Below are 26,240 nucleotides of genomic sequence, written 5' to 3'. Positions count from 1 at the left end.
GGCACGGACCAGCCGCCCCCCTGCACGCGGCTCAGGCTGACCGGGCGTCCGGGGCGGCGCCGCCGACGAGCACGCCGAGGACGCGACCCAGGCCACGCTCCCCGCGGCGCATCACCACCCCGTGGCCCAAGCGGAACACCGGATGCAGCATCACCCCGGCGACGTTCATCCACGGCCGGGTGGTGCGGACGTGTAGGTCGATGTCGAGACGGCTCCCCGTGCCCTCCGGCCCGAAGCGCACCTCGCTCCGGCCGGACAGGTCGCCGTCGATGTCGAGAACGACCCGGCGCTTGGGATCGACGCCGGTGAGCGTCAGGCTGAAGGTCAGCGCGTAACCGACGGGGCTGCGCCACCGGCATGCGGCCGTACTTCCGGCCAGTGTCGGTGTTCGCCGCACCTCGATGGACTCGAGGCTGGGCCACCAGTCGCTCCACCGCTGACCAGGATCGGTGAGGAAGGACCAGGTCCGCTCGAGCGGTGCCGCTACCCGCCATGTGGACCCGAGCGCGTAGCGGCGTTCCCTCACCGTTCCGACTCTACGGCCCCTAGCGGCCGCCTGGGAGGGTCTCAGGGCGGCATCCAGCCCTCTCGGCGGGACGACAGCGAACGGATGCCCTCGGGGCTCAGTTGGGCGTCCAGCCCGCAGCGCAGCAGCCGCGCCAGCAGATGGCCGGGATCGGCCGCGAGGGCGCGATCCAGCGCGACATTCGCGAGAGCGCCGTCGCCGCGCTCCGCCGCCGCCCAGGCCAACACCGTGCAGATGGCGACGGCGTCCTCGTCCGGGGTGCGCCGGGCCAGGTCGATCAGCAGCGCCGGCCAGCCGGGGTGCTCGGCGACAGGAAGACTCATCACGGCGTCCCGGGTGCGCGGCTCCGCCAGGCCGAGGCAGATGCGGGCCACCTCGTCGTCCGCGATCTCGTGGCCCTGGGCGAGATACCGCTGGGCGACCGAATCGACCGTGGCCAGGGTTGCGGCAAGGGTCGTCTCCGGACCGCCGGCATCGGCCATCAGCTGCGCGGCCGCGCGAGCGAAGGCCGCCCGGGCGGACGCGAGGGACGGCCCCACGGGGCCGGCGACGCCTGCCACGAGCTCCTCTCTGGCCGCGAGCGTCCGGCGCCCGCCCACGGCGGCCTCAGCCGCCAGCCAGCCGGCCAACCCGTCCTCCGGGCCCGGGAGCGCGGCGCCGTCCGGCGGGCAGCAGACAGGGTCGGCACACAGATACGACCACCAGCGCCCGGCGCGCACGAGCACCGCGTCGAGCACCCCGACCGGGCCGTCGGCCAGCCTCTCCGCGATGGCGTCGACGAGATCCTGCCTCGGCAGGGGGCAGTCGTGGACGTCCTGGCCGTCAGGGGGCCCGCTGTCGTCATAGCAGAGCAGGATGATGGAGCCCGGACCCTCACGGGCGACACGGATGGCGACCTCGTCGGCCAGCCTCCGATGCCATGACGGGTCGGGTAGGTCCATCCGCATCGTCATGCGCACCCACGAGTTCACGGCGTCCAGGCAGAGCACGACGAGGCTCTGTCGCGGATGGAACCCGAGCAGGTACGGCACGGCGGACAACACCTGAGCCGGGCTGGTGGCGGTGACAGCGGGGACGAAGGATTCACGAAGGTTCATGGAAGCGACCCTCCCCCGCTCGACGTGCCGGCTCAACCGCCGATCGCCCGAATGTGGATAATGTCGGCGGTCAACGGGAGCTGTGCACAACGCGCCGGCCACGGCGCCCTGACATCGAGGAGGCGCCTTGTCGCGTCGAGGGTGGACCCTCTTCCTGGCCATGGGAGCCATCTGGGGCATCCCATACATGCTGATCAAGGTCGCGGTCGACGAGATGTCGCCCTCGACCATCGTGCTGGCACGATGCGCAGTCGGCGCCGCGCTGCTCCTGCCCCTCGCCGCCAAGCGCGGCTACCTGCGGCCGCTGCTCCCCCACTGGCGGCCCCTGCTCGCCTTCACGCTCATCGAGGTGTGCATTCCCTGGCTGCTCCTCGGCTACGCCGAACAGGATCTGTCCAGTTCTCTGACCGGCCTGCTCATCGCGGCGGTTCCGCTGGTCGGCGCGGTGCTGGTGTGGAGCACCGGTGCCGAGCGGCCCGGCCCGCGCCGAGTCGCCGGCCTCCTGGTCGGCTTCGCCGGGGTGGCAGCGCTGGTCGGCTTCGACGTGCAAGCCGGCAGCCCGGCACCGGTGCTGGCCGTGGCGGGGGTGGCCGTCTGCTACGCAGTCGGGCCGATCATCCTGTCCCGCTGGCTCTCCCACCTGCCCGGGCTCGGGGTCATGGCGGCGTCGCTCACCATGGCCGCCCTCCTGTACGCACCTATCGGCACCCTCCAATGGCCGGACGAGACACCGTCGGAGGAAGCGCTGCTCAGCCTGCTCGGCCTCGGCGTGGTCTGTACGGCCGCGGCGTTCGTGGTGTTCTTCGCGCTGATCGCGGAGGTCGGCCCGAGCCGCGCCACCGTCATCACGTACATCAACCCGGCTGTCGCACTGCTGCTCGGTGTCATGGTGCTCGACGAGCGGGTCACCGCCGTCACGGCGGTCGGGTTCGGGCTGATCCTGGTCGGCTCGGTGCTCGCCACCTCACGCGACCGCGACCGCGGGCCGGAGGAACCCGGCCAGGCGGCGGCTCGTCGCGACCCGCTCGACGTCACGTGCGATGACATCGCCCGGCCGGTAGGCGAACCCTGACGCTCGCCCACCGAGAACCGAGCGTCAGCCGTTGCTCGGGCCGTTGCCGGCCAGCTCGAGGTCGCCGTCGCGGTTCTTCATGAGGACGATCCGCTCATCCAGCCAGCGGTCGATCGATTCCGACGTGCGCAGGACCTCCACCGGATCCTCGCATTCGTCGCGGCGTTCGACGAGTCGGTGAAGTGTGTCGTCGACGCGTCGGATCTTGGCCTTCAGCGGCCCTTTCGGCGGCTGAGTCATGGTGCGACCTCCTGCCGAGATCGGGAGCAGCTCACATCATGACGGTTCCCGCTCCGGGTCGGCCGAAACCCGTTCGGGCCGAGATCGCCGCGACACGTCGACATACGACGCGGCGGGCGGCTCCCCGAGGCGAACCGCCCGCCGCGTTCACGCGAAACCCGGCGTCAGTGCGCGAACTCGCCCCGGTAGTACTCGAAGACCCAGCCCACAGCGGCGATCGTGGCCAGGGCCACACCGATGATGAAGATGAACCAGGCGAACACCAGGCCGAGGAAGACCACCGACGCGGCCCCGGCGGCGGCCAGCGGCCACCAGGAGTGCGGGCTGTAGAAGCCGTACTCGCCGGCGAGCTCCTCGATCTCGCCGTCGCCGCGGTCTTCCGGACGCGGGCCGGTGCGCCTGGCGACCAGGTAGAAGTAGAAAGCGACCATGGCCGCGAGACCGAAGGTCATCGCCAGCGCGGTGGTGCCGGTCGGGTCCTCGGACATGAACCAGTAGATCGGTGTCACGATCGCGCAGAAGACCATGACGATCGCGAAGATGAAGGCTTCGATCTTCACTGCTGCTTGCCCTCCTGGACGTCCGGCGGACCCAGTGTCTCGGTGAGCGGACCGGCGTCCGCGGGTTTGCCCTCGGCCACGGCCGCTGTCTCCGGGTACTTGAGGTCGAACGCCGGGCGCTCACTGCGCACCCGTGGCAGCGAGGTGAAGTTGTGCCGCGGCGGCGGGCAGGACGTGGCCCACTCCAGCGATGCGCCGAAGCCCCAGGGGTCGTCGACCTCGACCTTCGGAGCCAGCCGGGTCTGCCACACGTTCCACAGGAACGGCAGCGTGGACGCGGCCAGCACGAAGGCGAACACCGACGAGAACTGGTTCAGCGTGGTGAACCCGTCCTCCGGGTAGTAGTCGGAGTAGCGCCGCGGGAAGCCCTCGACACCCAGCCAGTGCTGCACCATGAACGTGCCGTGGAAGCCGAGGAACAGCAGCCAGAAGTGGATCTTGCCCATGCGTTCGTTCAGCATCCGCCCGGTGAACTTCGGCCACCAGAAATAGAAGCCGGCGAACATGGCGAACACGACCGTGCCGAACACGACGTAGTGGAAGTGCGCCACCACGAAGTACGTGTCCGAGACGTGGAAGTCCAGCGGCGGCGAGGCCAGGATGATGCCGGTCAGGCCACCGAACAGGAAGGTCACCAGGAACCCGATGGCGAACAGCATCGGGGTCTCGAACGTCAGCGAGCCGCGCCACATGGTGCCGATCCAGGCGAAGAACTTCAACCCGGTCGGAATGGCGATGAGCATGGTCATGGCCGCGAAGAACGGCAGGTTCACCGCTCCGGTGACGAACATGTGGTGCGCCCACACCGCCACCGACAGGCCCGCGATGGCCAGCGTCGCGAACACCAGGCCCTTGTAGCCGAAGATCGGCTTGCGGCTGAACACCGGGATGACCTCGGTGATGATGCCGAAGAAGGGCAAGGCGATGATGTACACCTCTGGATGGCCGAAGAACCAGAAGAGGTGTTGCCAGAGGACCGCACCACCGGCGCTCGGGTCGTAGATGTGCGCTCCGAGGGTGCGGTCGGCCAGCATGCCGAACAGGGCAGCGGCCAGCAGCGGGAACGCGATCAGCACCAGGATGCTGGTGACCAGGATGTTCCAGGTGAAGATCGGCATCCGGAACATGGTGATGCCCGGCGCGCGCATGCACACGATGGTGGTGATGAAGTTGACCGCGCCGAAGATGGTGCCGAAACCGCTCATCGCCAGGCCGGCGACCCACAGGTCGCCACCCACGTTGGGACTGTAGACGGTGTCGTGCAACGGCGCGTAGGCGAACCAGCCGAAGTCGGCGGCACCGCCCGGCGTGATGAACCCGGCACAGACGATCAGCCCACCGAACAGGAACAGATAGAAGCTGAACATGTTCAGCCGCGGGAACGCCACGTCCGGCGCGCCGATCTGCAACGGCACGATGATGTTGCCGAAGCCGATGAACAACGGCGTTGCGAACAGCAACAGCATGATCGTGCCGTGCATGGTGAACAGCTGGTTGTACATCTGGTCGCTGACGACCTGCCGGCCCGGCGAGAACAGCTCGGCCCGGATGAACAGTGCCAGCACGCCGCCGAACAGGAAGAACCCGAACGAGGCGATCAGATACATGTACCCGATGACCTTGTGGTCGGTGGAAGTCATCCACCGGACGACAACGTTGCCCTTGCGCTTCGGCCGGGCGACGACGCGAGTGGCGGCGGTGGTCCGCTCGAGATACGTGGTCACTGCTCGCCTCCCTCGGTCTGGTTGAGCGGCGCATCGCTGTAAGCACCGCGGAGAGGCGCGTCGATGAGACCGGTCTGGCCCGCGTCACGCAGTTGGTCCATCTGGTCCTGGTATTCCTCTTCGGACACCACCTCGACGGTGAACAGCATCGACGCGTGGTACGCGCCGCACAGCTCGGCACATCGGCCGGCGTAGGTGCCCTCACGGTCGGGTGTCACTTGGAAGGAGTTCGGGTGCCCCGGGATCACGTCCTGCTTCATGTAGAAGGACGGGATCCAGAACGAGTGGATGACGTCCGGCGACTCCAGGTCGAACCGGACCGTCTGGTCCACCGGCAGGTACAGCGTCGGGCGCTCGTTGATGGTGCCGATCTCGTGGACGTCCTCGTCGACGTAGTTGAACGTCCAGGACCACTGCTGGCCGATGACGTTGACGACGATGTCGGGCTCCGACGAGGTGTCGGTGAGCTGCTGCTGGTGGTCGGCGGTGAAGTAGAAGAGCGGGGCGAGGACGAACAGCGGCGCGACCGTGTAGAGGAACTCGATCGGGATGTTGAAGCGGGTCTGTTTCGGCAGTTCGTCGTTGCGCTTGCGGTAGGCGATGACCGCCCACAGGATCAGCCCCCAGACCAGCGCACCGACCGCGAACGCCGCGATCCACGCGCCGATCCACAGGTTGCCGACCAGCGGTGACTCCGCGGCGGCCGGCTCCGGTAGCGCCAGCCGCGACCACTCGTCACGCTGCTCGGCCGAGCAACCACTCAGCACGACCGTCGCGCCGAGAAGAACGGCGGCAGCCCTGGCCCGGCGACGCGCCGGACGGACCCTGCCAGACTGACTCACGAGGCGCCCTTCTCCTAGGCCGCTCCCCATCCGGGCGGCCGGCCATTGGCAACCCGCGCGGCATCGAGAGCAAACTTCTCCTGTCGCGCACAACCCTAGCGGTTGCCCTTCGCCGTTCTTCCAGGAGGTACTCGATGACCACACGCGGCGTGTCGCCGCAGCCTGGAGGCCTGCCAGAGGGCCTGGAGGAAGGCCCGCCGGACGGGGCGCCGGGTGCGCCGCCGACCGGCTATTTCGACGCCGCGTCCACCGAGCCGCTGCATCCCGCCGCACGCGAGGTGCTCCTCACCGCGGTGGACGAAGGCTGGGCCGACCCGGCGCGATTGTACGGCTCGGCCCGCCGGGCCAGGATGCTGCTCGACAACGCCCGCGAGATCGTGGCCGCGGTGATCGGCTGCCGGCCGGACGAGGTGTCGTTCACCGCCAGCGGCACCCAGGCCGTCCAGCTCGGTGTGCTCGGAGCCGTCCGGGCCGCCACGGGACGGCCCGCGCGCGTCGTCGTCTCCGCTGTCGAGCACTCCTCGGTGTTGCATTCCGCGGCGCACCTCGAGCGCGAGGGATCGGCGCCCACCCGCCAGGTGGGCGTCGACCGCCACGGGAGGGTCGATCCGGTCGAGTTCGGCCGGGCCGCGCGCGACGGCGCCGTGCTGGCGTGCCTGCAGGCCGCCAACCACGAGGTGGGAACGCTGCAGCCGGTCGACGAGGTCGACGTCGGCGACGTACCGCTGCTGGTCGACGCCGCTCAGGCGGTCGGCCGGGTCGGGTTGCCGCGGCGGTGGTCGCTGCTGACGGCCAGCGCGCACAAGTGGGGCGGCCCGGCCGGTGTCGGCGTGCTCGCCGTGCGCAAGGGTGTGCGGTGGCGCTCGCCGCTGCCGGAGGACGAGCGTGAGGGTGGCAGGGCGCCGGGGTTCGAGAACGTCCCGGGCATCCTGGCGGCCGCGGCCGCACTGCGGGCGCGCTGGGAGGAGTCCGCGACGCTCGCGGCGCACCACGGTGAGCTGGTCGATCACATCCGGGCCCGGGTGCCGCAGCTGATCCCCGACGTCGACGTGGTCGGCCACCCCACCCTGCGGCTGCCGCACCTGCTGACGTTCTCGTGCCTGTACGTGGAGGGCGAGGCGCTGGTCACCGAGCTGGACCGGGCCGGGTTCGCGATCTCCAGCGGGTCGTCGTGCACGGCCAGCACGCTGCGGCCCAGCCATGTGCTGGCCGCGATGGGCGCGCTCACCCACGGCAACGTACGGGTGTCGCTGACCCGAGGGGCCACCCGCGACGACGTGGACCGGTTCCTGACGGCCGCGGCCGACGTCGTGACGCGCCTGCGTGCGGAGCTGGCGGACCTGTGACCGGAAACACACTGGTGCTGGACTGCCGCGGGATGCGCTGCCCGCTGCCCATCATCGAGCTGGCCCGCCGCATCGGAGACGTCGAGGTGGGCGCGCTGGTGGCGGTGGTGGCCGACGACCCCGCCGCCGCGTCCGACGTCCCGGCGTGGTGCCGGATGCGCGGGCACGATTACGCCGGCCCCGGCGACGACGTCGAGGGCGCACCGTCGTACCTGGTACGCCGCCGCCGCTGACGACCGAGTCCGGCCGTGAACGCGACGACGGGGTGCCGGCCGCGCTGGCCAGCACCCCGTCGGGACGCGTCAGATCAGTGGAACGAATCGCCGCAGGCGCACGAACCGCCGGCGTTCGGGTTGTCGATGGTGAAGCCCTGCTTCTCGATGGTGTCGACGAAGTCGATGGTGGCGCCGCCGAGGTAAGGCGCGCTCATCCGGTCGACCACGACGTTCACGCCACCGAAGCCCTTGACGACGTCGCCGTCGAGGGACCGCTCGTCGAAGAAGAGCTGGTAGCGAAGGCCGGAACAGCCACCCGGCTGAACGGCGATGCGCAGCTGCAGGTCGTCGCGGCCCTCCTGGTCGAGCAGCGCCTTCACCTTCGAGGCCGCGCCTTCCGTCAGCACGACACCGTCGGTGACCTGGTCCTGAACCGTCATCTCGTTCTCCCACGTCAGGTCGACTACGTCTCGGTGCCTACAACACGCACCCTGCGAGCATCATTCCCCGCACTCCCATGGTGACACACTCGCGCCCATCAGCGGCTCCACGTCCGGGCCACCCGCTCGGCGACGGCGGCGAGGCTCTCGCGCGGGCGGCCGAAGGACTCCTCGGTGCCCACGATGTCCACCATCGCATACGCGGCCTCGATACCGTTGGCGCGCAGTTCGCGGTTGCCCACCTGCACGGCGCCGGCCATGGCGATGCACGGGCGCAGGGCGGGACCGGCGAGCCCGGCCAGCCCGGAGACGACCTTGCCGCTCATGGACTGCCAGTCCAGCTTCCCCTCCCCCGTGATGACGAGGTCGGCATCCGCGACCAGGCGCGGCAGTCCGACGGCATCCGCGACGGTGCTGAATCCCAGCTCGCGCCGCCCGCCGAGCAACAGCAGGGCGTAGCCGAGCCCGCCGGCCGCCCCGGCGCCCTTGTGGTCGGCGACGCGGCGGTCGGCCAGTTCGGCGTAGCGGGTCAGGGCCGCGTCGGCGGCGAGACGGTCGTCATCGGCGACGATGCCCTTCTGCGGTCCGAACAAGTTGGTGGCGCCGCGCAGCCCGAGCAGCGGGTTGTCCACGTCGGTGGCGGCCACCAGTTCCACGCCGGCGGTGCGCTGCCGTGCCGGTTCGAGGTCGAGTTCGGTCAGCTGCGCCAACGCCCGCGGGCCGCCGGTGAGTGCGCCGTCCGGCGACGCGACCGCACCCAGCGCCGCAAGCAGGCCGGCGCCGCCGTCGTTGGTGCCGGAGCCGCCGAGACCGACGACGACGCGCGTGGCGCCGGCGTCGACGGCGTGCCCGACGAGCTCGCCGACGCCGTAGGTGCTGGCACGCTCGGCCGCGCCGGGCTCGGGCAGCCGGCCGTCCGGCCCGACCGGCAGCAGCGCCAGCCCGCACGCCTGCGCCGACTCGATGTATGCGGTGCCGTTCACCAGCAGGAACGTCGCCGGCGCCGGCTCATCGAGAGGCCCGTGGACGGTCGCGGCCAGCAGTTCACCGCCCAGGCACGAGTGCAGGACATCGACGAAACCGGGCCCGCCATCGGCCATCGGGACCGTGACGACGTCGTCGGCCGGGGCGCTGCGTCGCCACCCTTCGGCGATGGCGTCGGCGGCCTCGACCGCGGTGAGAGTTCCGGCGAACTTGTCGGGGGCAACCAGAATCCGCATGGCCCAGAGTGTGCCGTATCCCGGTCCGGCCGGCGCCGGCCTGGCGTGGTGCACGGAATGCTGGTGCAGTAGTCCCATGCGGATCCGCCCGATGCGACCGGACGACGTCGAGGCCGCCGAACGGCTCACCGCGCTCGCCTTCGAGACCGAACGGGCCGCGGACCACCGCCGTCGCTGGTGCCGGCAGATCGCGCACGTCATCGACACCGACCCGGGCGGATGCTGGGTGGCCGACGACGACGGCGGCACGGATGTCGTCGGCGTCGCCGTCTCCATGCGTCGCGACCTGCTCTGGCTGCTCAGCACGTACGCCGTCCACCCCGGTCAGCAGGGCCGCGGCATCGGTCAGGCACTGCTGGACGCCGCGATCGGCTACGGGGCCGGCTGCCTGCGCGGCATGCTGACCTCGCGGCCGCATTACGGCGCGCTGCGCCGCTACCGCCGGGCCGGCTTCTCACTACACCCGACCATGTGCCTGCACGGAACCGTCGACCGGTCCGCGCTGCCGGTCGTCGACGGTGTCCGCGCGGGCACCGCCGCCGATCTGGACCTCGTCGACTCCGTCGACCGGCGGGTCCGCGGCGCCACCCACCGTCCCGACAACGCGCTGCAGATGGAGTTCGGGACACTGCTGGTGTGCGACGTGCTGACCGGCAGCGGCTACGCCTACCTGATGCCGTGGGGCGTCGCGCCGCTGGCGGCCACCAACCGCGCGGTGGCGCAGCGGCTGCTGTGGGCCGCGCTCGCCCGGGTGGAGCCGGGCCGGCCGATCGACGTGCGCAATCTCACATCGGGCCAGGAGTGGGCCATCGACGTCGGTCTCGCCGCTGGTCTCCGCCTCGGACAGGACGCCTACCTGGCGCTGCGCCACATGCGGCCGCCGGAACCGTACATTCCGTCCGTCTCGTTCGGTTAACGGCGTGGGACGATTGTGGGTATGGCGTGTGTTGCACACTACGCCGAGGTGACGCGACCGTACGCCCACGACGGGGTTGGGTGCGCCGGGCGCCGGAGGAAGGGCTGACCAGCCGTGACCGTGACCGACAATCCGTCGACGCCCGTGCCGCTGCTCCTGCTGGGCCGCGGCGCCGACCCCACCAGCGAACGCGGAGTCGAGTGTCCGGGCGACCTCCCGGCCGCCAGCGACCCCGACCTGGTCGAGCGTGCCCGGGCGGCGCGCGACGCCCTCGGCGAGCGCGTGTTCGTCCTGGGCCACCACTACCAGCGTGACGAGGTCATCCAGTTCGCGGACGTCACCGGCGACTCCTTCAAGCTCGCCCGCGACGCCGCCGCCCGGCCGGATGCCGAGTTCATCGTCTTCTGCGGCGTGCACTTCATGGCCGAGTCCGCGGACATCCTGACCGGCGACCACCAGCAGGTGGTTCTCCCCGACCTCGCCGCCGGCTGCTCCATGGCCGACATGGCGCGGTTGCTGCAGGTCGAGGACGCCTGGGCCAGGCTCGCCGCCGCGGGCGTCGCCGAGGACACCGTCCCCATCACGTACATGAACTCCTCCGCCGACATCAAGGCGTTCTGCGGCCGCAACGGTGGCGCCGTCTGCACGTCCAGCAACGCCCGGCAGGCGCTGGACTGGGCGTTCTCGCCCGAGGGCGCCGGCGGCAAGAAGGTGCTGTTCCTGCCCGACCAGCACCTCGGCCGCAACACCGCGGTCCTGCAGCTGGGCATGTCGCTGGACGACTGCGTGGTCATCGACCCGCACAAGCCGGACTTCGGCGTCACCGACGACGAGCTGCGCTCGGCCACCATGCTGCTGTGGAAGGGCCACTGCTCGGTGCACGGCCGCTTCTCGGCCGACTCCGTGGCCGACGTCCGCGAGCGCATTCCCGGCGTCAACGTGCTGGTGCACCCGGAGTGCAAGCACGAGGTCGTCACCGCGGCCGACTACGTGGGCTCCACCGAGTACATCATCAAGATGATCTCCGCGGCGCCGGCCGGATCGGCCTGGGCGGTCGGCACCGAGCTCAACCTGGTGAAGCGGCTGGCCGCAGAGCACCCCGACAAGACGGTCGTGTTCCTGGACAAGACGGTGTGCTTCTGCGCCACCATGAACCGCATCGACCTGCCGCACCTGGTGTGGGCGCTGGAGAGCCTGGTCGACGGCCGGGTGGTCAACCGCATCGTCGTCGACGACGACACCGCGCACTGGGCCCGGGTGGCGCTGGACCGGATGCTCGCCCTGCCCGGCAGCGGTGCGATCAAGAACTAGCGCCGCCTCGCCCGGACGGGGCCGCCTGGGCCGCCGCTTCGGAGCTGCCCACCGAGTTGATCTTGGAGTTTTGGCGGTATCAATCGGACAAATCGCCCGGAGATACCGCCATTACTCCAAGATCAACGGGGACCGCGGGTACAGGCCGAGGGGTGGATCGGACGGGTCAGACGCCGGGAGCGCCCCAGACGGGGAACCAGCGGCTGACGTCGGACTCGATGGGCAGGTCGCCGCCGACGAGCGCGCGAACCTGCAGCTCCAGGGCGTTGTCCCGCTGCTGCGACCGGGGGTCGACCGGCGCGAACGGGTAGAACGTGCCGCGCTTGTAGAGGTACACCAGCGCCAGCCCGCGCCCGGAGTCCGACCGCAGCCCGATGGTGGTGCACAACAGCGACGGTCCGAAACCGGCCGCCTCGAGCGTCGAGTTCACCGAATGCAGGTCGGTGCACAGCTCCGACATCTGCGCCGGCTCCCGCCGCACCACGAGCCAGGTGTAGCCGTAGTCGTCGTGGATCTCCTCCGGCTCCGAACCGCCCAGCAGCGTGGTGACCTCGGCCTTCAACCGGGCGAACGGGCCACCCTCGACCTGCCGGAAGCACACCGCACCCACGCCGGTGGGGTGCATCTGCGCGGACGCCTCGAGCGTCAGCGCGGCGGTGGGCAGTGCGAACAGCGCGTCGAGGTTGGGCTGGACCTGCTTGGACCGGCCGAAGATGGCGTCGAGGATGCCCACCGTCACTCCCGGCCCAGCTCGACGGAGATGCGGCTGAGCTGGTTCAGCCGCTTCTCCAGCGGCGGGTGCGAGGCGAAGAGCGAGGCGATGTCCAGCTTGCCGGTCAACGCCGGCACGAAGAAGAACGCGTTGTACGGCTCCGCGGCCCGCAGGTCCTTGCTCGGGATTCGCGCCATCTCGCCGGAGATCTTGGTGAGCGCGCTGGCCAGCGCCGACGGCTGGCCGGTCAGGATGGCACCGGCGCGGTCGGCCGCCAGCTCCCGATATCGCGACAGCAGCCGGGTCAGCAGGAAGCTCACCCCGTACACGACGGCCGCGACCACCATGACCACCAGGACCATCACCGCGGCGTTGTTGTTGTTGCGGTTGTTGCCCATGCCCGACCACAGCAGCATCCGGGTCATGAACCCGGCCAGCACGCCGACGACGGACGCCACCGTCATGACCAGGACGTCACGATGCGCGACATGGGACAGCTCGTGCGACAGCACCGCCTCCAGCTCGCGTTCGTCGAGCCGGCGCTGGATGCCCCGCGTGACGCAGACGACGGCACGGCTGGGGCTGCGGCCGGCGGCGAACGCGTTGGGCAGGTCGGTGTCGGCGACGGCCACCTTCGGCTTGGGCATGTCGGCCAGCGCACACAGCCGGTCGATCATGGCGTGCAGATCCGGCTCCTGGGCCGGCGAGACCTCGCGAGCCCCCATGGCCGACAGCGCCAGCTTGTCGGAGAAGTACCACTGCCCCCACAAGACACCCAAGCCGATGACCAGGCCGAGGATCCAGCTGTTCGTGCCGAGCGAGATGGCCCCGATCAGCACGACGTACAGCAGGGCCAGCAGGACCATCGTCAGGCCCATCCGGAACGAGAGGCCTCGGTCCGGGGCGAACCTCGAACTCGCCAACGTGCTTCCTTTCCTACCTGCGGTGGGCGATACGTCACCCGTTGTGAGAACGGCCGCGCTGGCACGCCGGTTCCCACCGGGCGGCCGGGCTCGGTCGTTCACCCGGCAGCCGCCGTGGCCGCCGCCCGGCGATCAGGTGGTCGGCGGCTCGACCGGGATGAGGCCCTCGTCGGTGAGCAGCTCGCGCACCTCGTCGACGTGGGCCTCGTCGTACGGCAGCACCAGGTCGCTGTCGACGAGGACGTCGTCGGCCAGCGGCGTGCCGACCCGCCGCACCTCGTTCAGCAGCGCCATCAGCGCCGCGCGGAACGTCTCGTCGTTGCCACTCTCGATGGCGTCGCCGAGGATGTCGTCGAGCCGGTTGAGCTCGTCGAGATGCGACCCGTCGACCTCGAACTGGCCCTCACCCATGATCCGGATGATCACAGCTGACCCTCCTCGCGCTGGCGCTGCGCCTGCGGCTCGGCGGCGGGCTCGGTGCCTTGGCCCTCGAGCTGCCTCGGAGCCTCCGCGCCACCGGTGATCTCCTGCTTCATCCGGGAGAGCTCGAGCTCGACGTCGCTGGTGGAAGCCAGCCGGTCCAGCTCGACGCTGATGTCGTCCTTCGAGGTGCCGGTGGGGTCCTCGAGGGCGCCCGACGCCAGCAGCTCGTCGATGGCACCCGCGCGGGCCTGCATGTTGGCCGTCTTGTCCTCGGCGCGCTGGACGGCCAGGCCGACGTCGCTCATCTCCTCGGAGATGCCGCTGAACGCCTCACCGATGCGCGTCTGCGCCTCGGCGGCGGTGTAGCTGGCCTTGATGGTCTCCTTCTTGGTGCGGAAGGACTCGACCTTGGCCTGCAGGCGCTGGGCGGCGAGCGTGAGCTTCTCCTCCTCGCCCTGCAGCGAGGCGTGCTGCGTCTGCAGATCGGTGATCTGGTTCTGCAGCCCCGAGCGGCGGGTGAGCGCCTCGCGGGCCAGGTCCTCCCGGCCGAGGGACAGCGCCTTCTGCGCCTGCTCCTGCAGCTTGCCCGACTGCGACTGCAGCTGGGTCATCTGGACCTCGATGCGCTTGCGGCTGGTGGCGACGTCGGCCACACCGCGGCGCACCTTCTGAAGCAGCTCCAGCTGCTTCTTGTAGGAGTAGTCGAGCGTCTCCCGGGGGTCCTCGGCGCGATCGAGCGCCTTGTCGGCCTTGGCCCGGAAGATCATGGACATTCGCTGGAGGATCCCCATCTGGCCAGGTATCCCTTTCTCGAGCTGGTGCAGTGTCGTGCACACTGTTTCCACCAACACTACGGTGTAGGGCCGCACGGTGGCAGGGCCGGTTGCATACTGGCCTACCCTGGTAGGCGTGTTCCGTCGCCGAACTTCCCCTGAGACAGTCGACGTCCCCGCCGCCGACGCCGCGGACGAGCCTGCCCGCGCGGTCGGCAAGGGCCGGCCCACGCCGAAGCGCAGCGAGGCCGAGCAGGCGCGCAAGCAGCGCGTCCGGCCCCCGCTGAACCGCCGCGAGGCGATGCGCCGCGACCGCGAGCGGATGCGGGCCGAGCGTGCCAAGACCAGGGCGGCCATGAACACCGGCGACGAGCGCTACTTCCTCAAGCGCGACCAGGGCGACGTGCGCCGTTTCCTGCGCGACTACGTCGACTCCCGCCGCACCGTGGCCGAGTTCTTCCTGCCGATCATTCTCGTCATCCTGCTGACGAGCCTGATCGGCGTCGCTCAGGTCCAGCTGATCTCCACCGTCATCTGGCTGGCGGCCATGATCCTGCTCGTCGTGGACTTGACGATCCTCGGCTTCCGGGTGAAGCGTGAGGTGCGCAAGCGGTTCCCGGACGACGACGGAAAGGGTCACGTCTTGTACGCCGTCACCCGCGCCACCCAGCTGCGCCGGCTGCGGCTGCCCAAGCCGCAGGTCAAGCCCGGGACCTTGGTGTGAGTTCCGCGCCCACCGCCGACCGCGACCAGACCGGGCTGTTCATCCGGGCGCTGCGCTACTCCGACCCCGTCGTGCGCGCGCTGGAGACCGAGCTGCAGCAGGAGTACGTCGAGCGGTACGGCGACCCGGACGAGACTCCGGTCAACCCGGACGAGTTCACGCCGCCGCTGGGCCGGTTCCTGGTCGGCTTCGTCGGCAACGAGCCGGTGGCGACCGGGGGTTTCCGCCGCCACAGCGACGGCGTCGCCGAGATCAAGCGCATGTACGTGGCGCACGAGCACCGCGGCGGCGGCCACGCGCGCCGCCTGCTCGCCGAACTGGAGGCGCAGGCGGTCGAGGCCGGCTACCGGCGGGTGGTGCTCGAGACCGGGCTGCGCCAGCCGGAGGCCATCGCGCTCTACAGCTCCAGCGGATACGTGGCCACCGACCCGTTCGGGCACTACGTCGACGCCGAGCTGAGCCGCTTCTTCGCCAAGGATCTCGTCGTCCCGCTCGACGACGCCTGAGCGCCGGGCGTCCACGGTGCCCCGGTAGTTTCGGGCGCATGGAATTCCGCAACCTGGGCCGCTCCGGCCTCAAGATCAGCGAGATCGCCTACGGCAACTGGATCACCCACGGCTCCCAGATCGCCGACGACGCAGCCACCGCCTGCGTGCGGGCCGCGCTGGACGCCGGCATCACCACCTTCGACACCGCCGACGTGTACGCGGCCGGCCGGGCCGAGGAGGTGCTGGGCAGGGCGCTGGCCGGGCAGCGCCGTGAGTCACTGGAGATCTTCACCAAGCTCTTCTGGCCGGCCGGTCACGACGGCCCCAACGACCGCGGGCTGTCGCGCAAGCACGTCCACGAGGCCATCAACGCCTCGCTACGCCGGCTGGGCACCGACTACGTCGACCTCTACCAGGCGCACCGGTACGACCACGGCACGCCGCTGGAGGAGACGATGGAGGCCTTCGCCGACCTCGTCCGCGCCGGCAAGGTGCTCTACATCGGTGTCTCGGAGTGGACGGCCGACCAGATCCGCGCCGGGCACGCCCTGGCCCGCGAGCTGAAGATCCCGTTCGTCTCCAACCAGCCCGAGTACTCCATGCTGTGGCGGGTCATCGAGTCCGAGGTGGTGCCGGCTTCGGAGGACGTGGGCGTGTCGCAGGTGGTCTTCTCCCCGATCGCCCAGGGTGTGCTCACCGGCAAGTACCAGCCCGGGCAGCCCATCCCGGAAGGCTCGCGCGCCGCGCTCACCAGTGGCGGCAGCGACATCGCGCGCCGCTGGCTCACCGACGACGTGCTCACGCGGGTGCAGCGGCTCGTCCCGCTGGCCGAGCAGGCCGGACTGTCCCTGGCCCAGCTGGCCATCGCGTGGGTGCTGCAGAACCGGAACGTCGCGACGGCGATCATCGGCGCGTCCCGGCCGGAGCAGGTGGCCGAGAACGTCAAGGCCGGCGGTGTCCGTCTCGACGCCGACCTGCTGGCCGCCATCGACGAGGTGCTGGGCGACGCAGTCGTGCGTGACCCGGAGCTGACGGCAACCCGGTCGCCGTCGTCGCGCTGACAGGACGCGTCACCGGGCGTGTTCCCGCTTCGCCATGCCTACATCCGTGGTGGAGCGGGAACACCCATGGTGAACGTGATCATTTCCGGAACAGCGAATCAGTCCGGCGGGCGCAGGCTCATCGGACCGTAGACCTCGCGGCCGTCCTCCACCAGGACCACCGAGTCGACGCCCGCCTCGACCAGGGCGCGCCAGTGCTCCCCCAGCCAGCTCTCGGCGTCGGACTGCGTCGGGAACCCCGCCTCCGGCCTGCCGGCGCCGTCGTCCACGTTCTCCGCCGGGGCACCGTCCGGCGCCAGGAACCGCCATGTCCAGCTCATCTTCGCCTCCCGATCGCACCGAGCAGTCGCCACGACAGTACGGTCCGCGCCGCCTCCGCCCGACACTGGTCCCGGTGTTGTCCACGTCACACCGAGATTTCTCGTCTCCCCGCGTCATGAGCCGGCCCCGTCGGTGTCCTGACAGGTATCGGGGCGCGTCGTTGCCGCGCAGGGGACGGCAACGGCGCGCCCGCGATGATCCGGCCACATTCGGGCCATTCCGGGCGGCGCGACCGGCGGCTCTGATCATGGTCACGGCTCCTTGACAAGACACCCGTCATGCTGTTGCCTTCCGCGTAAAGTTCAGTTCGCGGGGGGCGGGAGTTCATCGACGTGGGTAGTTCAGCGCCCGCACGGCGCCAGCGTCTGCTGAGTGATCCGGACATCTTCCGGTACCTGGCAGCGCGCATCGTCTCACTGACCGGCTCGGCGGTGACGTTCATCGCCATGCCGGTCCTCATCTACGGCATCACCGGCTCGGCCACCTGGACGTCGCTGGTCATTGTCGCTGAGGCGATCCCCTACCTGTTGTTCGGCCTGTGGGCCGGTGCGCTGGCCGACCACGTCGACCGGCGCCGGGTCATGGTGGGGGCCGACGTGCTGGCGGCGCTCGCCCTCGCCACCGTCCCCGTCGCCTCCTGGCTGGACGCCTTGACCGCCGGACACGTGCTGGCCGCCGCGTTCGCGGCACGCATCATCTACGTCTTCTTCGACGCGGCCAACCAGGGCGCGCTGCCCAGCCTCGTCTCCCGCGACCGGCTGCCGTCCGCGAACGCGCTGGTCTTCGGCGCCAGCACGGTGGCCGAGACAGTGGTGCCCATGCTGGTCGGCGCGTTGATCGTGGTCATCTCGCCGGCGTCCGTCATCGCCATCGACGTGCTGACGTTCGTAGCGTCGGCGATGCTCATCCGCAGCATCACCCGGCCGCTGAGCGGCGCGCGCGACCGCGAGTCGTCGCTCGGCCTGGCCGCGGTGGCGCAGGGCACCCGCTTCATCCTGCGGCACCGCATCGTCCGGGTCATGATCGTCATCGGCGCCCTGGTCGCGTTCAGCGCCGGGTCCCTGATGGCGGTGCTCGTCGTGTGGGCCGACCGCACCCTCGGTGTGCGCGAGGGCGACTGGCGGCTCGGCGTGCTGTACGGCGCGTGGGGCGTCGGCGCGGTCGCCGGCAGCGTGCTCGTGCCGCGCCTCGTGCGGCGCTTCGGCGGGGTCCGGGCCGCGCTGCTGGTGCTGCCGGCGGCGGGCGGCGCCGGGCTGGCCATCTCCCTGGCGCAGAGCTGGCTGCCCGGCATCCTCGCGCTCGCGGCCTGGTCGATGATGTACATCCTGATCGCGACCATCTCGGTGACCCTGCGCCAGCAGGTGACTCCCGAACCGCTGATGAGCCGCGTCATGACCGCCGGCCGCATGGCGACGTTCGGCGTCGGCTACCCCCTGGGCGCCGTGCTGGCCGGCATGCTCGCCAGCCGGTTCGACACCGACACCACCATCCTGATCTGCCAGCTCTCGCTCGTCGTCGCGGCGCTGGTGGCGTGGTTGTCGTCGCTGCGGTCCGCGCCCCGGGTGCTCGACGTCGCCTCCGACGACTGACGCCCGCCGGACGGCGTCAACGCTCCTTCGTGCTCGATTGCACGAACGGCGGACGCACCACCTCGAACGTCTCGGCCCGGCCGCGTACGTCCACCTGGACCTGGCTGCCCACGGCGGTGTCCGGCGGCAGCAGCGCCAGCCCGATGCCCTGCCGCAACGTCGGCGAGAACGTCCCCGACGTCACCTGGCCGGCCGGTTCGCCGTCCACCGTCACCATCATGCCGGGCCGCGGGATGCCCCGCCCGAGTGATCTGATGCCCTGCAGCCGCCGTGCCGGCCCGGCCTCCTTCTCGGCGAGCAGCGCGTCGCGGCCCCAGAACGCCGGCTTCGACCACCCGACCGCCCAGCCGGCCCGCGCCTGCACCGGCGAGATGTCCATGGACAGGTCCTGACCATGCAGCGGGTAGCCCATCTCGGTGCGCAAGGTGTCGCGCGCACCCAGCCCGCACGGCACGATGCCGAGCTGTGCACCCCCGGCCAGCAGGGCGTCCCACACCGACCCGGCTTCGTCCCACGGCACCAGCAGCTCGTAGCCGCGCTCGCCGGTGTAGCCGGTGCGACAGACGATCAGCGCGACGGCGTCATGCACCGCCTCCACGAACGACATGTACGGGTGACCGACGGGGAGGTCCAGCGCGGTGAGCACCTCGTCGCTGCGCGGACCCTGCACCGCCAGCACGGCGAAGTCGCGGTGCCGGTCCCGGACCTCGACGTCCCCTGGTGCGGCCGCGGCCAGCAGCCGGACCACCTCGGCGTTGTTGGCGGCGTTGGGCACCAGGAGCAGGTCGTCGTCGGCGTTCAGGTAGACGATGAGGTCGTCGACCACTCCCCCGGACTCGTCGCAGCACAGCGTGTACTGCGCCTGGCCCGGGCCGATCTTCTCCAGTGCGTTGGTGAGGCACGCGTCGACAAAGGCCCGCGCCCCCGGCCCGGTGACCGACGCCTTGCCGAGGTGGCTGACGTCGAACAGGCCAACCCGCTCGCGCACGGCTGTGTGCTCGTCGACGACGCCGGAGTACTGCAGCGGCATCGACCAGCCACCGAACCCGGCGAACTTGGCGCCCAACGCGACGTGGCGCTCGTACAGGGACGTTCTGGCGAGGTCTTCGGCAGTCACGGCCTCACCCTACGGGCCCACTTCGTGATCATGGGAGAGTGGCCGCATGGTCGCGTCCGTCGCCGTCCTGTCCGACGTCCATGGCGCGCTGCCGGCGCTCGAGGCGGTCCTCGCCGAGCCCGACGTCGTCGCCGCCGAGCGCATCGTGCTCACCGGCGACATCGCCGCCGGGCCGCTGCCGGTCGAGACGCTGGACCTGCTCACGTCCCTGGGTGAACGGGTCGTGTGGGTGCGCGGCAACGCCGATCGCGAGCTGGTGACGGTCGCCCGCGGCGGCACGTCCGGCATCGACGTGGCCGACTGGGCCGGCCGGCAGTTGCGCCCGGACCAGGTGGAGCTCCTCGACGGCCTGCCGCATCCGGTGACCCTCGACGTCGACGGCTTCGGGCCGGTGCTGTTCTGCCACGGCAGTCCCCGCGACGACGACGAGGTGGTCCTCGTCGACAGCTCACTGGCCCGCTGGGCCGACGTCCTGGCCGGCGTGCCCGACGACGTCCGGACGATCGTCTGCGGCCACACCCATATGCCGTTCCAGCGGCTGGTCGACCGGCGGCTCGTGGTCAACCCGGGCAGCGTCGGCATGCCGTACGGCCGGCCCGGGCCACACTGGGCGTTGCTGCGCGACGGCGTGGTCACGCTGCGGTCGACCACGGTGGACCTGGATGCGCTGGCCGACGCGGTCGTGGCCGCCAGCGTCTTCCCGGGCGCGGCCGCCTGGGCCGACATGTACGCCCGCTCCGCCTACTCCGACACCGACGCGCTGACCACGTTCGCGCCGCGGGACGGCCGGATGGGCACCTGACGACGGCCGACCCAGCGGTAGCATCGGGCGGAATCGACTGAACGGTACGACGTCAGGAGAACCGTGACCAGCATTGCCCTGTCCTCCGCCGCCGCAACCGGGCTCAAGGTCGACGCGGTCGTCGTCGGGGTGGCCCCCGGCGACGACGCGGTGACCCCGCTGCCCGGCAGCGAATCGGTCAGCAAGGCGTTCAAGGGGTCGTTGCCGGAGGTACTCGGCCAGCTGGGTGCCACCGGCCGGGCCGACGAGGTCACGAAGCTCCCCGCGCTGGGCTCGGTGAAGGCCCCGCTCGTGGTGGCCGTCGGCACCGGCCCGCTGGACGCGTCCGGGCCGGCCCGCCTCGAGACGCTGCGGCGGGCTGCCGGCGCGGCCGCCCGCGCGCTGGCCGGCAAGCAGTCCGCCGCCATCGCGCTGCCGGTCCAGGACGAGGCCGACGCCGCCGCCGTCGTCGAAGGCTTGTTGCTGGGCGCCTACAGCTTCGACCGCTACAAGAGCGATGGCGGCACCGAGCCGCTGGCGTCCGTCACGCTGGTGGGACCGGGGGTGAAGGCCAAGGGCGTCAAGGACGCCGTCGCCCGCGCCGAGACCCTGGCCGCCGCCGTCAACCGCGCCCGCGACTGGGTCAACGTCCCGCCGCGCGATCTCACCCCGGAGGCGTTCGCCGACGCCGCCAGCAAGCTCGCCAAGAGCGCCAAGCTCGACGTCGAGGTGCTGGACGAGAAGCTCCTGGCCCGGCGCGGCTACGGCGGGCTCATCGGGGTCGGCCAGGGCTCAGCCAACCCGCCGCGGCTGGTGCGCGTCGCCTACCGTCCGTCCCGCGCGAAGCGGCACGTGGCGTTCGTCGGCAAGGGCATCACGTTCGACTCCGGCGGCCTGTCGCTCAAGCCGTCGGACAGCATGGCGGACATGAAGAGCGACATGAGCGGCGCCGCCGCCGTCATCGCCGCGGTCCACGCCATCGCGTCGCTCGGCACCAAGGTCGCCGTCACCGCCTACGCGGCCATGGCCGAGAACATGCCGTCGGGCAGCGCGCAGCGGCCGTCCGACGTCATCACCATCTACGGCGGCAAGACCGTCGAGGTGCTCAACACCGATGCCGAGGGCCGGCTCGTGCTGGCCGACGGCCTCGTGCGCGCCGCCGAGGACGAGCCCGACCTCATCATCGACGTCGCCACACTGACCGGCGCCGCGGTCGTCGCCCTGGGCAAGCGGGTCTCCGGCATCATGGCCAACGACGACGAGCTGCTCGACCGCATCCACGATGCCGCCGAGCGCGCCGGCGAGCAGATGTGGCCGCTGCCGCTCCCCGCCGACCTGCGCGACAAGCTCGACTCCCCGATCGCCGACCTCGCGAACATCGGCGACCGCTGGGGTGGCGCGCTGCAGGCGGGCCTGTTCCTCAAGGAGTTCGTCGCCGACGACATCAGCTGGGCGCACCTCGACATCGCCGGCCCGGCCCTGAGCGACTCCGCCTTCGGCTACACCCCCAAGGGCGGCACCGGGGCGGCCGTGCGCACGCTGGTGCGGCTGGTCGAGGACGTCGCCGACGGAGACCTCTGAGCTCGCTCAGCCGGCGAACCCTGCGCTGCGAGCAACGGCACAGGTCAGGGCCTTGCGTCGGGCGCTTTGCAATGGGCACCAATACGCACCACCTGTGCGCCTCCATGTCGGATGACGCGGCTGCCCACTCTGTGGCGCGACGTCGCAGGGTGTGGCAGGCACCGGGGCGGGTGGAATGGCAGACGCCGGAGAACGGTGTGAGGCCGCTGCAGGAACGCGGTGGCAGCGAGGTCGCAGGGGCCGTCGAGGATTCCGGGCCTGCGTGGTGCGTATTGGTGCCCATTGCAAAGGCCCGAGAACGTCACCCTGACCTGCGGCCGAGACCCCAGCGGTCAGACCGTCAGACGCCGCGGCCGCCGTTCTTGCGGTTCCAGTCACGCATCCGCTGCGGATAGCCGACAACCTGAGCGTCGTAGGCCGGGATGGCCAGTTTGCGGGCCAGCGCGTGCGCGGCCGCTGCGTCCTGGACCCGGCGCCTGGTCCACTCGCCGTCGTGAGCGACGAAGACCACCGTGGTGGCCGTCATGGTGGTGGGCGGCTCCACGAACGCCTCGACGCCGCGGCGCGCCCGGGCGAACTCCTCGAGGTGCTTGACGTCGGCGTTGTCGGCGGCACGATCCAGGCTGCCCTCGGCGCTCTTGCGCTTTCGCCGGAACAACGCCATTCGACTACCTCCGTGTGTCTTCTCGGCCGCGATCGGACCGAGACGGTACCGCGACAGTATCTCGTCACGTGCAACGAGCCGATCCGGTTGAAGGTGTCGGAACACCGGATGGAAGGATGAGGTTGACGCCTACGGGGCCCGCGCCGGACCGATCCCGGCCGGGCGCCGCCAGCGTCCGAGACGAGTCTCGACGACAACGACGACCTCGAGGAGCACCACCGTGGCCGACAACGCCGGTTTCGACGTCCTCATCCTCGGCGGCGGCAGCGGTGGATACGCTGCCGCGTTCCGGGCCAGCGAGCTCGGACTGTCCGTCGGGCTGATCGAGAAGGACAAGGTCGGCGGCACCTGCCTGCACTACGGCTGCATCCCCACCAAGGCCCTGCTGCACGCCGCGGAGGTGGCCGACAACTCCCGCGAGAGCGAGCAGTTCGGCGTCAAGACCTCCTTCGAGAGCATCGACATGGCCGGCGTGAATGCGTACAAGGACGGCATCGTGTCGCGCCTCTACAAGGGGCTGCAGGGCCTGGTCAAGGCCAACAAGGTCACCTTCATCGAAGGCGAGGGCCGGCTCGTCGCGCCCAACGCCGTCGAGGTCGGCGGCACCCGCTACGAGGGCCGCAACGTCATCCTGGCGACGGGGTCCCGCTCGCGCTCGCTGCCCGGTCTCGACATCGACGGCACCCGCGTCATCAGCAGTTACGAGGCCTTGACGCTGGACCGCGTGCCGGCGTCGGCGGTGGTGCTGGGCGGCGGCGTCATCGGCGTCGAGTTCGCCAGCGTGTGGCGCTCCTTCGGCGCCGAGGTCACCATCGTCGAGGCGCTTCCCCGGTTGGTCCCGGCCGAGGACGAGGCCGCGTCCAAGGTCGTCGAGCGGACGTTCCGCAAGCGTGGCATCGGCTTCAAGACCGGCGTGCGGTTCGCCGGCGTCGAGCAGCGCGACGGCGGCGTCACCGTGTCGCTGGAGAACGGCGAGACCATCGACGCGGAAGTCCTGCTGGTCGCGGTCGGACGCGGCCCCGTCACCGAGGGGCTGGGCTACGAGGAAGCCGGCATAACCCTCGACCGCGGCTTCGTCACCACCGACGAGCGGCTGCGCACCGGCGTGCCGGGCGTCTACGCCGTCGGCGACATCGTGCCCGGCCTGCAGCTCGCCCACCGCGGCTTCGCGCACGGCATCTTCGTGGCCGAGGACATCGCCGGACTCAACCCCGTCCCGGTCGACGACCTCGGCATCCCCAAGGTCACGTACTGCGACCCCGAGGTCGCCTCCGTCGGACTCACCGAGGCACAGGCCAAGGAGCGCCTCGGCGACGACAAGGTCGAGACGCTCGAGTACAACCTCGCCGGCAACGGCAAGAGCCAGATCCTGAAGACGCAGGGCTTCGCGAAGCTCGTGCGTGAGAAGGACGGCCCGGTGATCGGCATCCACATGGTCGGTGCCCGGGTCGGCGAGTTGATCGCCGAGGCGCAGCTCATCTACAACTGGGAGGCACTCCCCCACGAGGTCGCCCAACTGATCCACCCGCACCCCACCCAGAGCGAGGCACTGGGCGAAGCCCACCTCGCATTGGCCGGGAAGCCGTTGCACGTCCACGGCTGACCACGCGAGGCTTAAGCTTGCGTTCGGCTCCCCAAGGCTGATGTCCGTGAGAAATCGAGAGGACTGACGATGGCAACCTCCGTCACCTTGCCCGCACTCGGCGAGAGCGTCACCGAGGGCACAGTGACCCGCTGGCTCAAGCAGCCCGGCGACCAGGTGGCCGTCGACGAGCCACTGCTGGAGATCTCCACGGACAAGGTCGACACCGAGATCCCCTCGCCGATCGCCGGCACCCTGCTCGAGATCAAGGTCGCCGAGGACGAGACCGTCGAGGTCGGCGCCGAACTGGCGCTCATCGGCGAGGCCGGCGAATCCGCCGGTGACGGCGCCGGCGAGAGCGAGGCGGCCGCGGAGCAGCAGGAGGCACAGCCGGAGGCCGAGGCAGCGCCCGCCGAGCAGGAACCGGCGCAGGATGAGCCCGCCCAGCAGGAGCCCGCCCAGCAGGAGGAGCCCGCCCAGGAGCAGCAGGAGGCGCCGGCGGCATCCACCGACAGCGGCAACGGCGGCGGCGAGAGCACGCCGGTGACGCTGCCGGCCCTGGGCGAGAGCGTCACCGAGGGCACGGTCACCCGCTGGCTCAAGCAGCCCGGCGACCAGGTGGCCGTCGACGAGCCACTGCTGGAGATCTCCACGGACAAGGTCGACACCGAGATCCCCTCGCCGATCGCCGGCACCCTGCTCGAGATCAAGGTCGCCGAGGACGAGACCGTCGAGGTCGGCGCCGAACTGGCGCTCATCGGCACCGATGCGGGCGACGGATCCCAGGCCGCCGCGCCGTCGCAGGAGCCCGCTCAGGAGCAGGCCGCACCTGAGCAGGAGCAGGCCGCGCCCGAGCAGGAGCAGGAGCAGGCCGCGCCGGCTCAGGAGCAGGCCACCACGGAGGCGGTCGCCCCCGCGGCGCAGACGCCCGGTCCGCAGGCAGACGCGCCGGCGGAAGAAGCACAGCAGGCACAGGCATCGGCCACCCCCGCGCCGGCGGTGCAGCCGGCCCGGGAGCCGTCGGGTAACGGCGCCCCGTACGTCACCCCGCTGGTCCGTAAGCTCGCCGCCGAGCACGGCGTCGACCTGTCCAGTGTCAACGGCACCGGCATCGGCGGGCGAGTCCGCAAGCAGGACGTGCTGGCCGCGGCCGAGGCGGCGAAGGCCGCAGCCGCTCAGCCGGCACCCGCCGCTGCTCCGGCCGCTCCGGCGCCGACCGCGGGGGCAGCACCGGAGGCCGTCGAGCCGTCGCCGCTGCGCGGAACCACCGAGAAGCTCAGCCGAATGCGCAAGGTCATCGCCAAGCGGGTCCACGAGTCGCTGCAGGAGACCGCGCAGCTGACGTCCGTCGTCGAGATCGACATCACCACGCTGGCGCGGCTGCGCGACCGGGTGAAGGCCGACTTCGCGCAGCGTGAGGGCGTCAAGCTGTCCTTCCTGCCGTTCTTCGCCAAGGCGGCCGTCGAGGCCCTCAAGCAGCACCCGAAGATCAACGCGTCCATCGACGTCGAGAAGGGCGAGGTCACTTACCACGACCGCGAGAACCTCGTCATCGCCGTCGACACCGAGCAGGGCCTGCTCGTGCCGGTGGTCAAGGACGCCGGTGACCTCAACATCGCCGGGCTGGCCCGCAAGATCGCCGAGGTGGCCGAGAAGGCGCGCACCGGCAAGCTGACGCCCGACGAGATCACCGGCGGCACGTTCACGCTGACCAACACCGGCAGCCGGGGCGCCCTGTTCGACACGCCGATCTTCTTCCAGCCGCAGGTCGCCATCCTGGGCACCGGGGCCGTCGTCAAGCGGCCGATGGTCATCGACGACCCCAACCTCGGTGAGACCATCGCGGTGCGGCACATGGTCTACTTCGCGCTCAGCTACGACCACCGCCTCGTCGACGGTGCCGACGCCGCCCGCTTCCTGACCACGGTCAAGAAGCGGCTCGAAGGCGGCCGGTTCGAAGCCGACCTCGGCCTGTAAGGGCGTGCCGGTCGG

General features: G+C 70.9%; 28 protein-coding genes. 13 read left to right on the top strand and 15 right to left on the bottom strand.

The genetic code is table 11. The annotated features are described in order from the left end of the window. Positions 1-31 precede the first annotated feature (31 nt). Complete coding sequence (locus JIAGA_RS30925) at positions 32-526, bottom strand: SRPBCC family protein (protein WP_051426274.1); 495 nt, start codon at positions 524-526, stop codon at positions 32-34. A gap of 41 nt (positions 527-567) precedes the next feature. Beyond that, positions 568-1,623 carry a DUF4192 domain-containing protein gene (locus JIAGA_RS0119345; protein ID WP_026876946.1) on the bottom strand — a complete coding sequence of 352 codons (1,056 nt, stop codon included), beginning with the start codon at positions 1,621-1,623 and terminating at the stop codon, positions 568-570. Positions 1,624-1,750: 127 nt separating this feature from the next. Between JIAGA_RS0119345 and JIAGA_RS30920 the strand changes: the two genes are divergently transcribed. Continuing rightward, a complete protein-coding gene (locus JIAGA_RS30920; protein ID WP_035812723.1) occupies positions 1,751-2,695 on the top strand; it encodes a DMT family transporter in 945 nt (314 codons plus the stop codon). 24 nt (positions 2,696-2,719) lie between these two features. On the opposite strand, the gene JIAGA_RS0119335 is transcribed toward JIAGA_RS30920, so the two are convergent. The 4 genes from JIAGA_RS0119335 to ctaC form a co-directional block, all read right to left on the bottom strand. Next, positions 2,720-2,935 carry a hypothetical protein gene (locus tag JIAGA_RS0119335; RefSeq protein WP_026876945.1) on the bottom strand — a complete coding sequence of 72 codons (216 nt, stop codon included), beginning with the start codon at positions 2,933-2,935 and terminating at the stop codon, positions 2,720-2,722. A 164-nt stretch (positions 2,936-3,099) separates the two neighbouring features. Next, a complete protein-coding gene (locus JIAGA_RS0119330) occupies positions 3,100-3,495 on the bottom strand; it encodes a cytochrome c oxidase subunit 4 (protein ID WP_026876944.1) in 396 nt (131 codons plus the stop codon). Further along, complete coding sequence (ctaD, locus tag JIAGA_RS0119325) at positions 3,492-5,219, bottom strand: aa3-type cytochrome oxidase subunit I (protein ID WP_026876943.1); 1,728 nt, start codon at positions 5,217-5,219, stop codon at positions 3,492-3,494. Before ctaD ends, JIAGA_RS0119330 begins: the two co-directional genes overlap by 4 nt. After that, positions 5,216-6,061: an aa3-type cytochrome oxidase subunit II gene (ctaC, locus tag JIAGA_RS30915; RefSeq protein ID WP_211239736.1), complete on the bottom strand. Its 846-nt coding sequence runs from the start codon at positions 6,059-6,061 to the stop codon at positions 5,216-5,218. The genes ctaD and ctaC overlap by 4 nt, the downstream gene beginning before the upstream one ends. A 134-nt stretch (positions 6,062-6,195) precedes the next feature. Here ctaC and JIAGA_RS30910 point away from each other — a divergent pair, with 134 nt between their 5' ends. Together JIAGA_RS30910 and JIAGA_RS0119310 are read left to right on the top strand one after the other, a co-directional pair. Beyond that, complete coding sequence (locus tag JIAGA_RS30910; RefSeq protein ID WP_084469804.1) at positions 6,196-7,407, top strand: cysteine desulfurase family protein; 1,212 nt, start codon at positions 6,196-6,198, stop codon at positions 7,405-7,407. Between the two features lie 32 nt (positions 7,408-7,439). Further along, the gene (locus tag JIAGA_RS0119310; protein WP_035814697.1) at positions 7,440-7,640 is read left to right on the top strand and encodes a sulfurtransferase TusA family protein; all 201 of its coding nucleotides are present in this window, start codon (positions 7,440-7,442) and stop codon (positions 7,638-7,640) included. 74 nt (positions 7,641-7,714) lie between these two features. Here JIAGA_RS0119310 and JIAGA_RS0119305 read toward each other — a convergent pair whose 3' ends face one another. Both JIAGA_RS0119305 and JIAGA_RS0119300 read right to left on the bottom strand, forming a co-directional pair. Further along, the gene (locus JIAGA_RS0119305) at positions 7,715-8,062 is read right to left on the bottom strand and encodes a HesB/IscA family protein (protein ID WP_026876940.1); all 348 of its coding nucleotides are present in this window, start codon (positions 8,060-8,062) and stop codon (positions 7,715-7,717) included. 98 nt (positions 8,063-8,160) lie between these two features. Next, positions 8,161-9,282 (bottom strand): glycerate kinase family protein, encoded by a 1,122-nt coding sequence (locus JIAGA_RS0119300; protein ID WP_026876939.1) that lies wholly within the window; start codon positions 9,280-9,282, stop codon positions 8,161-8,163. Between the two features lie 76 nt (positions 9,283-9,358). Here JIAGA_RS0119300 and JIAGA_RS0119295 point away from each other — a divergent pair, with 76 nt between their 5' ends. Further along, a complete protein-coding gene (locus JIAGA_RS0119295) occupies positions 9,359-10,198 on the top strand; it encodes a GNAT family N-acetyltransferase (RefSeq protein WP_026876938.1) in 840 nt (279 codons plus the stop codon). 114 nt (positions 10,199-10,312) lie between these two features. Further along, positions 10,313-11,509: a quinolinate synthase NadA gene (gene nadA, locus JIAGA_RS0119290; protein ID WP_026876937.1), complete on the top strand. Its 1,197-nt coding sequence runs from the start codon at positions 10,313-10,315 to the stop codon at positions 11,507-11,509. Between the two features lie 166 nt (positions 11,510-11,675). Here the strand turns inward: nadA and pspAB are convergent, their stop codons facing one another. The 4 genes from pspAB to JIAGA_RS0119270 all read right to left on the bottom strand — a co-directional run bounded on the left by pspAB (position 11,676) and on the right by JIAGA_RS0119270 (position 14,340). Further along, a complete protein-coding gene (gene pspAB / locus JIAGA_RS0119285; protein ID WP_026876936.1) occupies positions 11,676-12,242 on the bottom strand; it encodes a PspA-associated protein PspAB in 567 nt (188 codons plus the stop codon). 2 nt (positions 12,243-12,244) lie between these two features. Then, complete coding sequence (htpX, locus tag JIAGA_RS0119280; protein ID WP_026876935.1) at positions 12,245-13,144, bottom strand: zinc metalloprotease HtpX; 900 nt, start codon at positions 13,142-13,144, stop codon at positions 12,245-12,247. 132 nt (positions 13,145-13,276) lie between these two features. Beyond that, positions 13,277-13,570 carry a PspA-associated protein PspAA gene (gene pspAA, locus JIAGA_RS0119275; protein ID WP_026876934.1) on the bottom strand — a complete coding sequence of 98 codons (294 nt, stop codon included), beginning with the start codon at positions 13,568-13,570 and terminating at the stop codon, positions 13,277-13,279. Then, the gene (locus JIAGA_RS0119270) at positions 13,567-14,340 is read right to left on the bottom strand and encodes a PspA/IM30 family protein (protein WP_026876933.1); all 774 of its coding nucleotides are present in this window, start codon (positions 14,338-14,340) and stop codon (positions 13,567-13,569) included. The genes pspAA and JIAGA_RS0119270 overlap by 4 nt, the downstream gene beginning before the upstream one ends. 136 nt (positions 14,341-14,476) lie before the next feature. Between JIAGA_RS0119270 and JIAGA_RS30905 the strand changes: the two genes are divergently transcribed. From JIAGA_RS30905 to JIAGA_RS0119255, 3 genes are read left to right on the top strand one after another with little or no spacing between them, the layout of a single operon-like run. Next, on the top strand, positions 14,477-15,064 hold the full coding sequence (locus JIAGA_RS30905) for a DUF3043 domain-containing protein (protein ID WP_035812719.1): 588 nt from the start codon (positions 14,477-14,479) through the stop codon (positions 15,062-15,064). Then, positions 15,061-15,570, top strand: a complete 510-nt coding sequence (locus JIAGA_RS0119260; protein ID WP_245597208.1) for a GNAT family N-acetyltransferase — start codon at positions 15,061-15,063, stop codon at positions 15,568-15,570. The genes JIAGA_RS30905 and JIAGA_RS0119260 overlap by 4 nt, the downstream gene beginning before the upstream one ends. Before the next feature lie 38 nt (positions 15,571-15,608). After that, positions 15,609-16,613 carry an aldo/keto reductase family protein gene (locus JIAGA_RS0119255; protein ID WP_026876931.1) on the top strand — a complete coding sequence of 335 codons (1,005 nt, stop codon included), beginning with the start codon at positions 15,609-15,611 and terminating at the stop codon, positions 16,611-16,613. Between the two features lie 98 nt (positions 16,614-16,711). Here JIAGA_RS0119255 and JIAGA_RS0119250 read toward each other — a convergent pair whose 3' ends face one another. Then, a complete protein-coding gene (locus tag JIAGA_RS0119250; protein ID WP_026876930.1) occupies positions 16,712-16,933 on the bottom strand; it encodes a hypothetical protein in 222 nt (73 codons plus the stop codon). A gap of 333 nt (positions 16,934-17,266) precedes the next feature. On the opposite strand from JIAGA_RS0119250, the gene JIAGA_RS0119245 reads away from it, so the two are divergent. Continuing rightward, positions 17,267-18,523 carry an MFS transporter gene (locus JIAGA_RS0119245; protein WP_051426273.1) on the top strand — a complete coding sequence of 419 codons (1,257 nt, stop codon included), beginning with the start codon at positions 17,267-17,269 and terminating at the stop codon, positions 18,521-18,523. Positions 18,524-18,539: 16 nt separating this feature from the next. On the opposite strand, the gene gcvT is transcribed toward JIAGA_RS0119245, so the two are convergent. Further along, positions 18,540-19,640: a glycine cleavage system aminomethyltransferase GcvT gene (gcvT, locus tag JIAGA_RS0119240; protein WP_026876928.1), complete on the bottom strand. Its 1,101-nt coding sequence runs from the start codon at positions 19,638-19,640 to the stop codon at positions 18,540-18,542. Between the two features lie 46 nt (positions 19,641-19,686). Between gcvT and JIAGA_RS0119235 the strand changes: the two genes are divergently transcribed. Together JIAGA_RS0119235 and JIAGA_RS0119230 are read left to right on the top strand one after the other, a co-directional pair. Next, positions 19,687-20,442 (top strand): metallophosphoesterase family protein, encoded by a 756-nt coding sequence (locus tag JIAGA_RS0119235; RefSeq protein WP_026876927.1) that lies wholly within the window; start codon positions 19,687-19,689, stop codon positions 20,440-20,442. Between the two features lie 63 nt (positions 20,443-20,505). After that, entirely contained in the window at positions 20,506-22,002 is a 1,497-nt protein-coding gene (locus tag JIAGA_RS0119230; RefSeq protein ID WP_026876926.1) for a leucyl aminopeptidase, read from the top strand. Positions 22,003-22,342: 340 nt separating this feature from the next. Here JIAGA_RS0119230 and JIAGA_RS0119225 read toward each other — a convergent pair whose 3' ends face one another. Further along, positions 22,343-22,666, bottom strand: coding sequence for a hypothetical protein (locus JIAGA_RS0119225; RefSeq protein ID WP_026876925.1), 324 nt, complete (start codon positions 22,664-22,666; stop codon positions 22,343-22,345). Between the two features lie 220 nt (positions 22,667-22,886). On the opposite strand from JIAGA_RS0119225, the gene lpdA reads away from it, so the two are divergent. Both lpdA and sucB read left to right on the top strand, forming a co-directional pair. Next, the gene (lpdA, locus tag JIAGA_RS0119220) at positions 22,887-24,269 is read left to right on the top strand and encodes a dihydrolipoyl dehydrogenase (protein ID WP_026876924.1); all 1,383 of its coding nucleotides are present in this window, start codon (positions 22,887-22,889) and stop codon (positions 24,267-24,269) included. A 69-nt stretch (positions 24,270-24,338) separates the two neighbouring features. After that, a complete protein-coding gene (gene sucB, locus JIAGA_RS0119215; protein ID WP_026876923.1) occupies positions 24,339-26,225 on the top strand; it encodes a 2-oxoglutarate dehydrogenase, E2 component, dihydrolipoamide succinyltransferase in 1,887 nt (628 codons plus the stop codon). The last annotated feature ends 15 nt before the right edge of the window (positions 26,226-26,240 follow it).

Source organism: Jiangella gansuensis DSM 44835 (assembly GCF_000515395.1).
GTDB lineage: Bacteria > Actinomycetota > Actinomycetes > Jiangellales > Jiangellaceae > Jiangella > Jiangella gansuensis.
Note: the sequence above shows the minus strand (reverse complement) of the source record. Positions and strands in the feature narration are given on the sequence as shown.

Coding starts and splice junctions, on each gene's coding strand:
- JIAGA_RS0119345 (WP_026876946.1), bottom strand. CDS start 1,623: ATGAACCTTCGTGAATCCTTCGTCCCCGCTGTCACCGCCACCAGCCCG.
- JIAGA_RS0119335 (WP_026876945.1), bottom strand. CDS start 2,935: ATGACTCAGCCGCCGAAAGGGCCGCTGAAGGCCAAGATCCGACGCGTC.
- JIAGA_RS30910 (WP_084469804.1), top strand. CDS start 6,196: ATGACCACACGCGGCGTGTCGCCGCAGCCTGGAGGCCTGCCAGAGGGC.
- JIAGA_RS0119310 (WP_035814697.1), top strand. CDS start 7,440: ATGCGCTGCCCGCTGCCCATCATCGAGCTGGCCCGCCGCATCGGAGAC.
- JIAGA_RS0119305 (WP_026876940.1), bottom strand. CDS start 8,062: ATGACGGTTCAGGACCAGGTCACCGACGGTGTCGTGCTGACGGAAGGC.
- JIAGA_RS0119300 (WP_026876939.1), bottom strand. CDS start 9,282: ATGCGGATTCTGGTTGCCCCCGACAAGTTCGCCGGAACTCTCACCGCG.
- JIAGA_RS0119295 (WP_026876938.1), top strand. CDS start 9,359: ATGCGGATCCGCCCGATGCGACCGGACGACGTCGAGGCCGCCGAACGG.
- JIAGA_RS0119270 (WP_026876933.1), bottom strand. CDS start 14,340: ATGTCCATGATCTTCCGGGCCAAGGCCGACAAGGCGCTCGATCGCGCC.
- JIAGA_RS0119255 (WP_026876931.1), top strand. CDS start 15,609: ATGGAATTCCGCAACCTGGGCCGCTCCGGCCTCAAGATCAGCGAGATC.
- JIAGA_RS0119250 (WP_026876930.1), bottom strand. CDS start 16,933: ATGAGCTGGACATGGCGGTTCCTGGCGCCGGACGGTGCCCCGGCGGAG.
- JIAGA_RS0119235 (WP_026876927.1), top strand. CDS start 19,687: ATGGTCGCGTCCGTCGCCGTCCTGTCCGACGTCCATGGCGCGCTGCCG.
- JIAGA_RS0119225 (WP_026876925.1), bottom strand. CDS start 22,666: ATGGCGTTGTTCCGGCGAAAGCGCAAGAGCGCCGAGGGCAGCCTGGAT.
- sucB (WP_026876923.1), top strand. CDS start 24,339: ATGGCAACCTCCGTCACCTTGCCCGCACTCGGCGAGAGCGTCACCGAG.